Origin of the sequence: Cutibacterium sp., from assembly GCF_030525615.1 — a bacterium.
Lineage (GTDB): Bacteria > Actinomycetota > Actinomycetes > Propionibacteriales > Propionibacteriaceae > Cutibacterium.
This window is the reverse complement of the sequence record NZ_JAUNEJ010000002.1, coordinates 360165-374446: the sequence shown is the minus strand read 5'-3', so window position 1 is coordinate 374446 and position 14282 is coordinate 360165. Positions and strand designations below refer to the sequence as shown.

Sequence of the window (14282 nt, the reverse complement as noted above, 5' to 3'; positions counted from 1 at the left end):
TGCACCAATGTGGGCGACGCTGCTGTTGCAGCGGGTAGTGGTCACCTACAGTAATGCCATGGCTCGCATTATCGTCACCGCACCGCAACTCATGTCCGTTGTCAACGAGGAGCTTCCCGGTCACGAAATCGTGGGCGGCGACCATTTCATGGACCGTCAGGAACTCGCCGACCACATTGCCACTGCTGACGCGCTGTTGACCAGCCTGTCGGACCCTCTCGACGCTGAGATGATCGGTAAGGCCGCCAAACTCAAGGTCATCGGGCAATGCGCCGCTGGTTTCAACAACATTGATCTGGGGGCCGCCAAGCAGGCTGGAGTCGTCGTCACCGCGACCCCGGGCGTCCTCCATGAGACCACTGCCGACCTCGCTTTCACGTTGCTGCTCGAAGTCACCCGACGCACTGGCGAGGCCGAGCGCTGGGTGCGTGCCGGAAAGGCGTGGCGTTACGACCACACCTTCATGCTGGGTGCCGGCCTGCAGGGGGCAACCCTCGGCATTATCGGGCTGGGACAGATCGGCGAGGCGATGGCGCGACGCGGTGCGGCTTTCGGCATGAACGTCATCTACAACGCCCGCCACCAGAAGAACGTCGCGGCGATTGATGCCGTCAATCCCAACACGCAGCCGACTCGTCGCGTCGACCTCGACGAGCTTCTGGCTGCCTCTGACGTAGTGTCCCTGCACTGTCCGCTCACCGAGGAGACCCGCCACATCATCGACGAGAACGCTCTGAACGCGATGAAGAAGACTGCCTATCTCGTCAATACCGCTCGTGGCGCCTGTGTTGATGAGGCCGCCCTCGTCAAGGCCCTCAAGACCGGGTTGATCGCTGGTGCCGGTCTGGATGTCTTCGAGGATGAGCCGACGATTACTGAGGACCTGCTGACGATGGAGAACGTAGTGCTGCTGCCGCATATCGGTTCTGCCGCGCTGCCGACTCGCGAGGCCATGAGCCGATTGGCTGCTCGCAATATCGCCAAGGTGCTGTCGGGTGAGCCAGCCGAAACTCCGGTGGAGTGACGTTCGCTTGCAGCGTTGTGACATCGAGCCCGGCCCCGGCGGCAAAAATACGTCGTTGGAGGCCGGGTTCAGCTGTGAGTGGCCATATCTGTCAAACCACGTGATGGCGCGGTAAGAATTCCTCTTGAGTGAGAACGAGCGGTTATTTTTCAATCGCGATTCTGCTATTTAAACAAGCTGTGTATTGTCTAAATTGTGGCGCTGAATCCATGGCGTAGCTAGGTGCAAATGGCGTTGTGAAGCCGTGTGCACGTCTGTTCCTGGAAGTGTGCACGAACATGCACAAAAGCCGGTTTTGGTGGTTGTGACCCATGGGTTTACCTAATCTTGACACGTACCTGGCAACGACGGCGGGGCAGCGAGAACCCCTTACGTCACACCCCACATGCCGGATGGTTTCGAAGGGAGCATTCAATGAGGACCATGGACGCAGACGTCGTCGTCATCGGTGGCGGGGCCACCGGTGCGGGCGTCGTGCGGGACGTCGCGATGCGTGGGTACCGCGCCGTTCTGTTGGACAAGGCCGACCTCGGCCAAGGCACGACCGGTCGGTACCACGGCCTGCTCCACTCCGGCGGTCGCTACGTGGTATCTGACCCTGGTTCGGCGACGGAATGTGCTGAGGAAAACGAGGTCGTCACGCGCATTCACGCTGACGCCGTGGAGAAGACCGGCGGGCTTTTCGTAGTCACCCCGGAGGACGACCTGGAGTTTTCCGATCAGTGGATTGAGGGGGCGAAGAAGTCCAGAGTTCCTTTCGAGGAAATCTCCACCGCCGAGGCGCTGCGCCGCGAACCCCGGCTGAACCCCGGTATCAAGCGTGCTTTCGCTGTTCAGGACGGTTCGGTCGACGGCTGGCAGATGGTCTGGGGTGCGGCCCACTCCGCGATCGAGTACGGCGCCAAGGTGATGACGTATACCGCTGTCACCGAGATTATTCGCGAGGGAGATCAAATCAGCGCTGTCATCGCCCACGACCTTAAGCACGACGAGCAAATTCGTATCGACTGTTCATTCGTCATCAACACCGCTGGCCCCTGGGCCGGACGTATCGCTGAACTTGTTGGCTGCCATGACGTCGACGTCGTTCCCGGTCGCGGCATTATGATCGCCATGAATCACCGCTTGGTGAACACGGTTGTCAACCGCTGTATTTACCCGGCTGACGGCGACATCCTCGTGCCGGTACACACCGTGTCGATCATCGGCACCACCGACGTCAAGGCCGACGATCCGGAACGTCTGCCCATCCCGCGCAACGAGGTGCAGCAGATGCTCGATTCCGGTGAGGTTCTGGTTCCTGGATTCCGCGAGGCCCGTGCCGTTCATGCCTGGGCCGGTGCTCGCCCACTGTTCAAGGACAAGCGAGTCGCTGCCACTGACACCCGTCATATGTCGCGCGGCATGAGCATTCTCGACCACGGTTCCCGTGATGGCGTCAACGGGATCGTGTCGATCATCGGCGGCAAACTCACCACTTATCGTCTGATGGCCAAGAACGTCGTTGACGTCATGTGTGAGCAGCTTGGCGACGATCGCCCCTGCCGCACCGCCGACGAGGCCGTGCCTGGATCGACGGTTGGCAGGAACTACCTCATCACCCACCGTCTGGGCGATAACGAAAATCGTCGCGCCAGCACCGGTTTAGTTCGCGGCGGTGATCCCAAAGCCGTCCCGATGTCGAAAAAACACGATGACCAGATCATCTGCGAGTGCGAACTCATGAGCCGCAAGATGTTCACCGACCTGCTGGCTGAACAGCCCGACGCCACCTTTGACGATCTGCGACGTCAGCTGCGTCTGGGTATGGGTCCCTGCCAAGGCGGTTTCTGCTCGATGCGCGCCACCGGCGTCGCCGTCGAGGAGGGTGCCATCGACGCCGAGCGCGCCACCGGTTTGCTGCGGTTGTTCCTCAAGAATCGCTGGATTGGGCTGTGGCCGATTCTCTACGGCGAGCAGGTTCGGCAGACCGCCCTCGATGACTGGATCTTCCAAGGAACCTTCGACGTTGAGCACCTTCCCACCCCGCAGCAGGAGGTCGAGCTGTGAGCACCGCAACCGTTTCCCTCTCGTCGCCGACCGCCGATCGCTTCAAGGCGCCGCACGTCGTCGTCGTCGGGTCTGGCCTCGCCGGCCTGATTACCGCTGTGCGTCTGCGGCGGGGCGGCGCGCGTGTGACTCTGGTCACCAAGGGTGTCGGCGGGCTGCAGTTGGGGCAAGGCACCATCGACGTCCTCGGTTACACCCCGCAGCGGGTTGAGAAGCCCTATCAGGCGGTTAAGGAATACGCTTCCAAACACCCCGAGCACCCCTACGCCAAGATCGGAGTCGAGGCTGTCAAGGAAGGGGTCGATTTTCTACGCGAGCTCGTCGGTGAGTCCTTCCTGGTCGGTGACGGCGAGACGACGATCAACCTGCCGACCGCTGTCGGTGCGATTCGCCCCACCGCGCTGGTCCCGCCCTCGATGATAAATGGCAACCTTCAGGACGGTGACAAGGTCGTTGTCATTGGTCTGGCCCAGTACAAGGACTTCCATGCCGGCCTGATTGCCCAGAACATCGACCGCACCGAGTTACCCGGCGGGGGCCACGCCTCTGCCCGCGCCGTCGTTGTCGATTTTGAGCCCCGTGAGGGTGAGTACGACGCAACTGGCCTGGCGATCGCCCGTTCCCTTGACAACATTCATACCCGCCGGGTGTTGGCCGAGGGCCTCAAGGGATTCGTCAACCCCGGTGAGATCGTCGCCCTGCCAGCTGTCCTCGGCATCGACAACCACGACGAGGTTTTCGCTGACGTCAGCACAATCCTCGGTGCCAAGGTGTTCGAGATAGCGTCCCTGCCGCCGTGCGTGCCCGGAATGCGGCTGAACAACAAACTTGTCGTGACCGCCAAGAACGAGCGTGTTGACTATGTGCTCGGCTCCAAAGTCACTGGCTGCAAGGTTGCTGACGGGAAGGTCGTCTCGGTGACGGTGGGAACCGCCGGTGCCGGTAAGGAGCTAACGGCTGACGCCGTTGTCCTTGCGGGTGGCGGTTTCGAGTCTGGAGCCCTCAAACTTGACTCTCACGGCAAGCTGCACGAGACCATTCTCGATCTTCCGGTGACCATGCCGGAGGGGGTCAAGGAAGAAGAGCTGGTCCACGGCGACTATTGGGGTTCCCCGCAGCCGCTCTTCCTATGCGGTCTCGAGGTTGATGAGAAGATGCTCGTCACCTACCAGGGCAAGCCCGTTCATTCCAATGTCTACGCCGCCGGTGGCGTGATCGCCGGCGCCACCAGGTGGCAGGAGAAGTCGGGTGAGGGTATCGCTCTCGGCTCGGCCATCAAGGCCGCCGATGCCATCCTGTCGTCGGTCGGGGCAGCCGCTGCGACCAAGGAAAGGAATTGATTATGGGTGTTATCGAGGAGACATTCGCCGGACACGAGGTCTCGCGCCAGTCGCTCGACGCCTGCGTCAAATGCACGATCTGCGAGACGATGTGCCCGGTCGCCAAAGCCACCCCGCTCTACACCGGCCCGAAGTACAACGGTCCGCAGGGCGAGCGTTACCGCGACGGAGCTTCCGTCGATCACTCCCTCGAGTGGTGCAATTTCTGCGGTATCTGCACTCTGCACTGCCCGCAGGGAGTGAAGATCGCCGAACTCAACGAGCAGGCCGCGATGAAGATGAAGCACCAGAACGGTGTCCCGCTGCGCGACCGTCTCATCCCGTTGACGACACTCGAGGGACGCGTATTGTCCCCGATTGCTCCGCTGGCCAACTGGGGCCTCAAGCAGAAGCCGATTCGGATCGCCGTCGAGAAGATCATCAAGGTCCATCGCGACGCCCCGATGCCGACGGCCCAGACCGAGACTCTCAGCAAGTGGATGCGCCACCACACCCCAGCCAAACCGGCTACCAAGGGGCCGATCATCTTCTTCCAGGGATGTGCGGGCGGCTACTTCGAGACCGAGACGTCCAAGAAGTCCATCGAGGTGCTCGAGCACCTGGGTTACGAGGTTCTCGTTCCGAAGCAAGGCTGCTGTGGCCTAGCCAAGCAGTCGAACGGGCTGTTTGAGGGGGCCACCAAGGACATCCTGAACCTGTGCGACAAGATCATCAGCCTCGGCAAGGGTTTGACGATCGTGTCCTCCTCAGGTTCGTGCGTCGGCATGATGAAACATGAGGCCCACGAGATCATGGGCGTCGACGATCCCCGGCTGCACGACGTGTCAGTGCGCTCCCGGGACTTCTCGGAGTTCCTTATGGACGAATACCGTAACGGTGAACTCGACACCTCGCAGTTCCGTCCGATCGACATCACGGTTCCTTATCACCAGCCCTGCCAGGTCAAGAGTCAGGGTATGGGATTCCCGGCGGTGCAGCTGATGGAACTCATCCCGGGAGTCAAGGTGTTGGAGTCCAACGAGCCGTGCTGTGGGATCGCCGGAACATACGGTCTGAAGGCCGAGCGCTACGAGGTTGCTCAGAAGATCGGTGCAGGGGTGTTCAGGCACATGCAGGATCACAACGAAGGGGTCGGCGTGTGTGACACTGAAACCTGCCGTTGGCAGATCTCCAAGTCGTCGGGTGTCAAGATCGTCCATCCGGTGTGGCTGTTGCACCACTCGCTCGGGCTGTCTGACAACTTGTTCGACTAGTCGAGACTTGCTGAGCCAGACCGCTCTTCGATGGTGTGGGGCTCAGTTTCGCCGGACCTCCTGCGATCCGGAGTTGGCCGGGACCTGCTGTGGGGGCGGGTCCCGGCCTTATTCATGGCGGCCACTTTCGGGGTTGTTCACAGATAAGGGTGGGGTTTGAATCCTCCGGCGTCGAGGAGTGATGTCGTGGGTGTGGTTGCGGAATCCTAGGGCTGTGCCGGGTAGGTGTGAACTGTCCCGGGTTTTGTTCCTAGGCGTAGTCGCGCATGACGCTACTCCCCACAGGCGTAAGCAACGTCATGCGCAGCTACACCAGGTGGCCCCCTGCCTTAGAACCCCGTCTTAGACCCCACGTCTCCGCTTTCTTCCCATCTCGTGTCGAATAATCCCGGCCCGCGAGAGGCTGTGTCTGTTGTGTGCCGATCCTCTCGGGTAGCTGGGGTTTTTCGACACGGTGAGCAGAGCGAAGGGTGAAAGGGGCGCTTCGAGGTGTTGTGTGGGTCGGATTCCTACTTTCGAGGCCCAGAGACAGTGGGGTCGTTGGGGATCCACCACCGCCAGGGGGCGTCGACGTTCCTGCTGATGCCTACCCGAGGCCCTTGACGAAATTCGACAGGGTGGGCGGCAGGTTGGAGCCGCCAGGTGGAGAGGGTGTCGGCATCGATGAGCTCTACGGGGTCCCCCGACTCCGCGAGAGTTGTTCCCAAGGCCGAGCCGATATTTCCCGGCCCACAGGCAAGACGGTTCTCGGGAACGCCGCCGCGGCGCAGCCGAGCCTCGTCCTCCCCGGCTATGACCCGACCGCCGCGCAGCAAAACAGCCGAGGCGACGCCATTGGGGGAGCAGACGAGATTCACACAGTGGTGCATACCGTAGGAGAGATACACGTAGACGTGTGAGGGTGGTCCGAACATCACGCGGGAGCGTGGAGTGGGGCCGCGGAAAGCGTGAGAAGCGGGATCGTCAGACCCCATATAGGCCTCGACCTCGGTGAGGAGAATTCCCACTTGTCCGCGCCAGATCGTCGCCCCAAGGAGCTGCGGAGCAACCTCGGTGGCGGGAGCCGAGAGGTCGATCACTCCTTGGCGTCGCACAGGTAGTGACATGCGGTGCAGGTGGCAGCGGTCACGGTGAGGACGGCCGGCCATGCGCCGATCTTTTTCGCCAATGCGTGGGAGACACCAAAAGCACCCAGATAAGTCGCTCCCAGAATGCCGGCCACCGTCGGACCGCTCTTGACCAGCCAGGTGCGACCAGCCCAGCCACCAGCAGCGGCGAGCACCACTCCGCCGAGTCCGCGGACACCGGTGGCGCGGGCCGTGAGCCAGCCTCCAACCAGGCCGAGAGCGGCTACTTCGGCGGTGTTGACGTCTTGAGCCTTGTTCAACTTCATAACCCGAGTCTAAGTGCTAAGCCGCGACGCCCCGTCAAGGGATTGGTGAGAATGATAACCATCAAAATAGTTGCATATAAAAGAATCAGCATATACAGTTGTGGATATGAGCAAGGACGTGGAACCGAGGGAATTCGATCCCGTCGTTCGGTTGTTCTCCGCCTTGGCCAATCCGATTCGGGCACGGATTGTCAATCGACTCACTGATGGTGAGGCATCGGTCGGAGAGCTGTCGGAGATCGTCGGTGTTAAGCAGCCGTTGGTCTCCCATCACCTGAAGGTGCTGAGAAACGCGCATCTCGTATCCGCGCGTAAGGACGGGCAGAAGGCCATGTACTCGCTCATTGACGACCACGTGGCGTCCATCTTTTTGGACGCCTTCAACCACATGAAGGAGCACGGCCATGACTGTCACCACTGAGCATCGTCCCGCCGAGACACATCATCACACTCACGGCCCGAAGTGTGGCCACGAGGCTGTTATTCATCACGATCACGTGGATTACCTCCACGACGGCCACGCTCACCACGAGCATGACGGCCACTATGACGAGTGCACCACGTGCCAGTGTGGCCATTGTGATGATTCTTGCGCCAGCTGTACGTGTGAAGATTGCACCTGCCCGACCTGCGATCACAAGAAGTGCCAGTGTGGCCATTGTGATGATTCCTGCGGCAGCTGTACGTGTGAGGATTGCACCTGCCCGACCTGCCAGCACGCGGCCTGACGTTTTTCTCCAGTAACGCAAGTCACCTGAACCCCCGGTTTTACCCGGGGGTTCAGGTGTGTTCTGAGTCCGTGCTCTGGGTCAGTGGTGCAGGTGGACAGACTCAGAGTGTGATGACGACCTTGCCAATCATGCAGCCGGATTCCACCAGCTCAGTGGCTTCGCGGACGTGCTGAGCCGTCAGCCCCTTGAGGTTGCGGCTCATCGTCGGGCGGATATGGCCGTCGTCCACCAGCTGTGCGATACGTGCGAGAGCCTGGCCCTGCCTGGCGATGTCCGCAGTGTCAAATTGGGGACGGGTGAACATCGACTCGCTCGTCACCGACAAAGACTTCGGCTTGAAAGCCATGAGGTCAAAGGAATCGGTGCCGTCAATCATGACGAGGCGGCCGAAGGGAGCCATGATCTCGGCGAGGGCGGATGCTGGCGGGGTGTAGGCCGACAGAATGCCGTCGAAACCGTCGACCCCAAGGTCTTTGACCTGCGGGGCCAGCGGCTCGCGGTGGTCAATAATCCCGGTGGCCCCCATGTCCCGGCACCACTGTGCTGTTTCCGGGCGCGAGGCGGTCGCGACGACCGGACCGCTGGTAATGGCGCGCGCAAGCTGGATAGCCACGGACCCGACTCCGCCGGCCCCACCGATCATGAGAAAGGCCTTGTCGCTGCGCTGGTCCGGGGTTCCCAGACCGATGTGGTCGACGAGGGCCTCCCAGGAGGTGAGGGCCGTCAGTGGCAAGGACGCGGCTTCGGCGACCGACAGGGACAACGGTTGTTTCGCGACGATACGCGAGTCCACAACGGTGAACTGAGAATAGGTGCCGGGGCGGTCGCGGTTTCCGGAATGCCACACGTGGTCGCCGACGGCGAAGTCGTGGACCTCTGAGCCGACGGCCCGAACCACGGAGGCGGCGTCGAACCCGAGTACCAGGGGTTTCGACGGGCTGCCAGCTCCCTTGCGGAGCTTGACGTCAATGGGATTGATGGAGACAGCTTGTACCTCGACGAGCAGATCGTGGGGGCCTGGTTGCGGTACTGGCAGGTCGATGTCAACGAAGCATTGCGGATCGGTGACGGGAAGGGAGCGTGTGACGGCAACGGCATGCATGCTTTCCATGACCCCACGGTAGTTCCGTGCGAGTTCGGTGGGTACTAATTCCGCCGACTCTCAGCGCTGCATATCAACGAACCGCGAGTAGTGGCCTTGGAAGACGACGGGAACCGTTTTCGTCGGCCCATTACGGTGCTTGGCGACGATGATGTCGGCCTCGCCGGCGCGTGGGGATTCTTTGTCGTAGAAGTCTTCGCGGTGCAACAGAATAACGACGTCAGCGTCCTGCTCCAGTGAGCCTGACTCACGCAGATCGCTCATCATGGGCTTCTTGTCAGTGCGCTGCTCGGGACCACGGTTGAGCTGCGAGAGGGCGACGACGGGGATTTCCAACTCTTTGGCCAACAATTTGATCTGACGGGAGAATTCAGAGACCTCGAGCTGACGAGATTCCACCTTCTTGCCGGAGGTCATCAGCTGCATGTAGTCGATGACGATGAGTTTGAGGTCGAACTTCTGTTTCATGCGACGGGCCTTGGCGCGGATTTCCATCATCGTCAGGTTGGGGGAGTCGTCGATGAACAGTGGGGCCGATGAGATTTGGGTGATCTTGTCGACCATACGCTGCCAGTCTTCATCGGAGAGGCGTCCAGAGCGCATTCGCTGCAACTCGACACCGGTTTCGGCGGACAGCAACCGCATGACGATCTCGTTGCGCCCCATTTCGAGGCTGAATATTGCCGCCGCCATATTGTTTTTGATCGCGGCGGCCCGTGCAAAATCGAGGGCCAGGGTGGACTTACCCATGGCGGGACGAGCGGCGACGATAATCATCTGGCCGGGCCTGAATCCGTTGGTGAGCTCGTCCAGGTCGGTGAATCCGGTGGGGATGCCCGCCATGGCGTCGCCACGAGCCTCGATGGCCTCTAGCTCATCCCAAGTGCTATCAAAAAGCTCTGAAAGCTGGTGGTAGTCCTCACTGATCTTGCGTGTGGAGACCTCGTAGAGGGTTTGCTGGGCGGCGTCGACGATCTCAGCAACTTCTCCTTGGCCCTGATAGCCCATCTGCGCGATGCGAATTGACGCCTCGACAAGACGACGCAGTACGGCTTTGTCGGCGACGATTTTGGCGTAATAGGCGGCGTTGGCGGTAACGGTGACGTTGCCGAGCAGCTCAGCCAAATACAACCGTCCGCCTGCGCGTTCGAGTTCCCCGCGCCTATCGAGTTCGGCGGCGGTGGTGACGGTATCGGCCGGGTCGCCGCGGCCGTAAAGGTCGATGATGGTGTTGAAGATGAGTTCGTGTCCGGGTCGGTAGAAATCGACACCTCGCAGCTCCTCCACGACGTCAGCGATGGCGTCTTTGGAGGAGAGCATGGCCCCGAGGACGGACTTCTCGGCATCGATGTCCTGGGGAGGGTTGCGGTCCAGGGAAGGTCCGGGTTCGGTGGGTGCGCTGGACATGGCTACTCCTTGAGGGGGACACGGGGGTGACGGTTGCTGACGTTTGTCGCCGAGGCGAGGGCAACATCCCCACTACGGTCCGACACGTTCCCGTGGGGGAGTGTGCCACGTTTTTGGATCGCCTGCAGGCGGGTTTTCCACAGCCCCTGTGGGTAAGGGAAGGATGCGTGTGGACGGTCTGGGGAAAACGTGTGGATAACCCGGCGCAGCTGGGGATATGCAGTGGAGTATTCTGCCCAAAACACCGTCTGACTAGGGGTGACAGGGGTCTTGTGAGGAATTGGACGCAAATTTCCGGCGTGTCGGGTTGAGGACGAACTGCGGTGCGACAGTGAGGATGGGTGGTTTCAGCACCCCTGACATACCCTTCGGCGGGCACTTATCCACAGCCCTTGTGGATAGCTGATAGTGGCCTTTGGGGCTGGTGAGACCGGTATTCAGCGGGTTGATGAGGCGGGTCAGGTTGGTGTGCGCCGCCGGGTTGAGGTCGCCGAGGGTTCTGTTCCTCGAGATTCTGGGTTGGCGGAGCAGTCTTGTGTTGTATACCCCCAGAGGGTATGTTTCACAGTGGAGGAGGACCCATGAGCCACTCAGATGACTGCTGCCATACCCCGGAGCCGGTCCCTGCTCATCGCGATGCCGAAAAAGCGGCGTCGGGCGAAGAGTGCGGTGCCTGTGATAGCCACCCCCAGCACGGGTATCTCGGGCACAAGAAGATGCACCTGCGTCGCCTCAAGCGGATCGAGGGACAAGTGCGAGGTCTGGAAAGAATGGTCAATGAGGAGAAGTACTGCATTGACATTCTGACCCAAGTTTCAGCAGTCACCTCGGCTCTGAAATCCGTCTCGCTGGAACTGCTCGCTGAGCACATGAGTCACTGTGTGGTTCGCGCAGCCCAAGCTGGTGGGCAGGAAGCTCAGGACAAGATCACCGAGGCGAACCAGGCCATCGCTCGCCTCGTCAAAGCCTGATTACACGCTGGAGGAATAATGCACAAGACATACACCATCAACGGAATGACGTGTGAGCACTGCGTCAAGGCCATTACAGAGGAGGTCTCAGCCATCGCCGGCGTCGATAATGTCAGCGTCTCGCTGGACTCTGGCTCCATGACGATCGACTCGGCTGAGGAGATCCCCTTCGGCCAGGTTGCCGACGCCGTGGACGAGGCTGGTGAGTACACCGTCGCCGAGGCTACCTCCCTCGACACTGCCGGACATCCTGGCGGTCGTTGTGGCTGTGGAGGTCACGGACACGGTACTCAGGGGGAGTCCGAGTGTGGCTGTGGCGGGCACAAGCACTCCAAAGAAGCCGCTGCCAAGCACGCTGAACACGTCGGCAAGGGTGGTTGTGGTTGCGGAGGTCACAAAGCCTGAGTGGTTGCCATCTCGACGACATTGACCTGATTCCCCGCAATGTCCGAATACGGTTCTCCCGCGTCTCCCAGGCCACCTCGGGCTACTCGGACGACCGGCATAGGTGTCCCCAACATCGAGTAGTCCGACGGGTGGTCCACGAAGGAATGACATGCCCACCCTGACCCGTCACGACGCACAGCCACCACTGCAGGGGGCAGTGGAACCCACATCCATCGACCTCGACATCAGCGGGATGAGCTGCGCTTCGTGTGCCGCTCGAATCACCAAGAAGCTCAACAAGCTCGACGGGGTTCAAGCAACCGTTAACTACGCCACCAGCAAGGCTCATGTCCTGACCACGGGGCCGGTAGAGGTTCGCGACCTCATCGAGGTCGTCGAGGCGGCTGGATATGGCGCTGCGCTACCAGAACCCGCAGCACCGCCTGCGGATCACGCTGCGAAAATCCGCACCAGACTGGTGGTTGCCGTCATTCTGGCGATTCCGGTCATGGTCCTGTCGATGATTCCCGCCCTCCAGTTCGATGGCTGGCAGTGGGTGGCTCTCGCTCTCAGTCTCCCGGTCGTCTTCTGGTGTGGTGAGGGTTTCCACCGCGCTGCGTTCACGAACCTGCGCCACGGGGCGACGACGATGGACACCCTCATCAGCCTTGGCTCGCTGGTATCGCTGGGGTGGTCAGTGTGGGCTCTAGTGTGGGGCAATGCCGGACATATCGGTATGCGCCACCACATGACTTTTGCCTTGGAACGCGCGGATCCGTCATCGGCTCTCTACTTGGAAGCATCGGTGGGTGTCATCACCTTCATCCTGGTGGGACGTTGGATTGAAGCACGTAACCGTGCCGAAGCTGGGTCCGCGCTGCAGGCACTGCTGAGAATGGGCGCAAAGTCGGTGCGAGTCGTCAAAAATGGCGAGGAAGTCACCGTTCCCATCGAGGCGCTCACAGTGGGAGACCAGTTCGTGGTGCGACCGGGGGAGAAAATCGCCACTGATGGTCGAGTGCTGGCGGGTAGTTCTGCCGTTGACGCCTCTCTCGTCACCGGAGAGTCCTTGCCAGTGGAAGTGAGACCTGGCGACGAGATTGTCGGGGCCACTGTCAATACCTCTGGGCGGCTTGTCGTGGAGGCAACTGCGGTCGGTTCGGACACCGAGCTGTCTCGTATTGCCTCTCTCGTTGAGGCTGCCCAAACCAGTCGCTCCAAGACTCAGGACCTCGCCGATAAGGTCTCGTCGATCTTCGTACCGACAGTTTTGCTCATCTCGGTGCTGACGATGGTTGTGTGGGCTCTGCTGGGTCAGGGGGTCACGGCGGCTTTCACAGCTGGGGTCGCGGTTCTCATCATCGCCTGCCCCTGTGCCCTCGGCCTGGCGACCCCGATGGCCTTGTTGGCCGGTACCGGTCGGGGAGCGCGATTGGGCATTGTCATCAAGGGGGCCGCATCTCTTGAGCGGGCGCGCGGAATTGGCGTTATGGCGATGGACAAGACCGGGACGTTGACGACGGGGCGTATGGCGGTCGTCCAGGTGTGGGACCAGTCCGGACGCGCGGTGAACATTTCTGACAACCCGCCTGCCCTTCGTGTCGCTGCAGCGCTTGAAACAGGGTCGGAGCACCCGATTTCGCGAGCTGTTGTCGAGGCATGCCCCGCAGTTGCCCCCGCCGAGGATTTCCAGGCCCTGCCAGGTCGCGGAGTCAGCGGCGTTGTTGACGGGCTGCCATCCAAGGCGGGTCGGGTGTCACTTTTCGACGCGATCCCCGGCGACCTGTCGAGAATTGTCGAGCGGGCACAGTCCGAGGGCCGCACGGTGCTTGTCGTGGGTCGAGGTGACGACATTCTTGGCGCCATCGCGGTCAGCGACGAGGTGAAACCCGAAGCCATTACCGCCGTCAAGCGACTCATCAAGGCAGGAGTCCGTCCGGTTCTGGTGACCGGTGACAATTCCGGCGCTGCCGCACGTGTGGCGGCAGAAACCGGCATTCGGGAGGTCATGAGCGAGGTCATGCCGGAAGACAAAGTTGACCTCGTGCGGAAACTGCAGGGTCATGAAACCCGCGTCGCGATGATGGGTGATGGTGTCAATGACGCCGCAGCTCTCCAGGCGGCAGATTTGGGCGTCGCCATGGGGACCGGCACCGACGTTGCCATTGCCGCCAGCGACATCATCTGCACTCGCGGAGACCCGAGGCTCGCCGTTGATGCCTTGTCGTTGGCGCACGCTACGGACCGCACTATTCGCCAGAACCTGTTCTGGGCCTTCGCCTACAACGTGGTGGCTATTCCGGTGGCCGCACTGGGGCTGTTGAGTCCGGTTATCGCGGCCGCAGCGATGGCCTTTAGCTCTGTTTTTGTGGTGACGAACTCGATGAGGTTGGTGCGCTGGCACCCGGAAGTGAGCGATTCAAACTGAGAAACTGCAACGGCTCAGCGGGATTCGTTTTCAGCGACATGGAGCTTCCGGACCGCTATATCACTCGGTTTTCATGGATGGTTGTCGGCCTGCAGCCCTGCCCGGCTTCCGCGAGACACTCGCCAGGGGTAAGCGAATCTTAAGTTTCTCAGCAAATCTTTGGATTCTCCGGGTGACCTGTTCTAATGTAAAGGCCG

General features: G+C 61.1%; 13 protein-coding genes. 8 read left to right on the top strand and 5 right to left on the bottom strand.

What is annotated here, in order from left to right:
* The first annotated feature begins 58 nt into the window (after positions 1-58).
* The 4 genes from Q4B98_RS05455 (at position 59) to Q4B98_RS05440 (ending at position 5666) form a co-directional block, all read left to right on the top strand.
* Complete coding sequence (locus Q4B98_RS05455) at positions 59-1024, top strand: D-glycerate dehydrogenase (protein WP_303196072.1); 966 nt, start codon at positions 59-61, stop codon at positions 1022-1024.
* Positions 1025-1438: 414 nt separating this feature from the next.
* Positions 1439-3073: an anaerobic glycerol-3-phosphate dehydrogenase subunit GlpA gene (gene glpA / locus Q4B98_RS05450; protein WP_303196071.1), complete on the top strand. Its 1635-nt coding sequence runs from the start codon at positions 1439-1441 to the stop codon at positions 3071-3073.
* Positions 3070-4413, top strand: a complete 1344-nt coding sequence (gene glpB / locus Q4B98_RS05445; RefSeq protein ID WP_303196070.1) for a glycerol-3-phosphate dehydrogenase subunit GlpB — start codon at positions 3070-3072, stop codon at positions 4411-4413. The genes glpA and glpB overlap by 4 nt, the downstream gene beginning before the upstream one ends.
* A 2-nt stretch (positions 4414-4415) precedes the next feature.
* A complete protein-coding gene (locus Q4B98_RS05440; protein ID WP_303196069.1) occupies positions 4416-5666 on the top strand; it encodes an anaerobic glycerol-3-phosphate dehydrogenase subunit C in 1251 nt (416 codons plus the stop codon).
* A gap of 509 nt (positions 5667-6175) precedes the next feature.
* Here Q4B98_RS05440 and Q4B98_RS05435 read toward each other — a convergent pair.
* The gene (locus Q4B98_RS05435; RefSeq protein WP_303196144.1) at positions 6176-6745 is read right to left on the bottom strand and encodes a DNA-3-methyladenine glycosylase; all 570 of its coding nucleotides are present in this window, start codon (positions 6743-6745) and stop codon (positions 6176-6178) included.
* Positions 6742-7059, bottom strand: coding sequence for a hypothetical protein (locus Q4B98_RS05430; protein WP_303196068.1), 318 nt, complete (start codon positions 7057-7059; stop codon positions 6742-6744). The genes Q4B98_RS05435 and Q4B98_RS05430 overlap by 4 nt, the downstream gene beginning before the upstream one ends.
* A 106-nt stretch (positions 7060-7165) precedes the next feature.
* Between Q4B98_RS05430 and Q4B98_RS05425 the strand changes: the two genes are divergently transcribed.
* Positions 7166-7480 carry a helix-turn-helix transcriptional regulator gene (locus tag Q4B98_RS05425; RefSeq protein ID WP_303196067.1) on the top strand — a complete coding sequence of 105 codons (315 nt, stop codon included), beginning with the start codon at positions 7166-7168 and terminating at the stop codon, positions 7478-7480.
* 410 nt (positions 7481-7890) lie between these two features.
* Here the strand turns inward: Q4B98_RS05425 and Q4B98_RS05420 are convergent, their stop codons facing one another.
* Together Q4B98_RS05420 and dnaB are read right to left on the bottom strand one after the other, a co-directional pair.
* The gene (locus Q4B98_RS05420) at positions 7891-8901 is read right to left on the bottom strand and encodes a zinc-binding alcohol dehydrogenase family protein (protein WP_303196066.1); all 1011 of its coding nucleotides are present in this window, start codon (positions 8899-8901) and stop codon (positions 7891-7893) included.
* A 51-nt stretch (positions 8902-8952) separates the two neighbouring features.
* Entirely contained in the window at positions 8953-10299 is a 1347-nt protein-coding gene (gene dnaB / locus Q4B98_RS05415; RefSeq protein WP_303196065.1) for a replicative DNA helicase, read from the bottom strand.
* A gap of 716 nt (positions 10300-11015) precedes the next feature.
* Here dnaB and Q4B98_RS05410 point away from each other — a divergent pair.
* A complete protein-coding gene (locus tag Q4B98_RS05410; RefSeq protein ID WP_303196143.1) occupies positions 11016-11270 on the top strand; it encodes a metal-sensitive transcriptional regulator in 255 nt (84 codons plus the stop codon).
* An 18-nt stretch (positions 11271-11288) separates the two neighbouring features.
* Positions 11289-11675, top strand: coding sequence for a heavy-metal-associated domain-containing protein (locus Q4B98_RS05405; protein ID WP_303196064.1), 387 nt, complete (start codon positions 11289-11291; stop codon positions 11673-11675).
* Here the strand turns inward: Q4B98_RS05405 and Q4B98_RS05400 are convergent.
* On the bottom strand, positions 11663-11815 hold the full coding sequence (locus Q4B98_RS05400; protein ID WP_303196063.1) for a hypothetical protein: 153 nt from the start codon (positions 11813-11815) through the stop codon (positions 11663-11665). The genes Q4B98_RS05405 and Q4B98_RS05400 overlap by 13 nt on opposite strands.
* Before the next feature lie 11 nt (positions 11816-11826).
* Here Q4B98_RS05400 and Q4B98_RS05395 point away from each other — a divergent pair, with 11 nt between their 5' ends.
* The gene (locus tag Q4B98_RS05395) at positions 11827-14085 is read left to right on the top strand and encodes a cation-translocating P-type ATPase (RefSeq protein WP_303196062.1); all 2259 of its coding nucleotides are present in this window, start codon (positions 11827-11829) and stop codon (positions 14083-14085) included.
* Positions 14086-14282 lie beyond the last annotated feature (197 nt).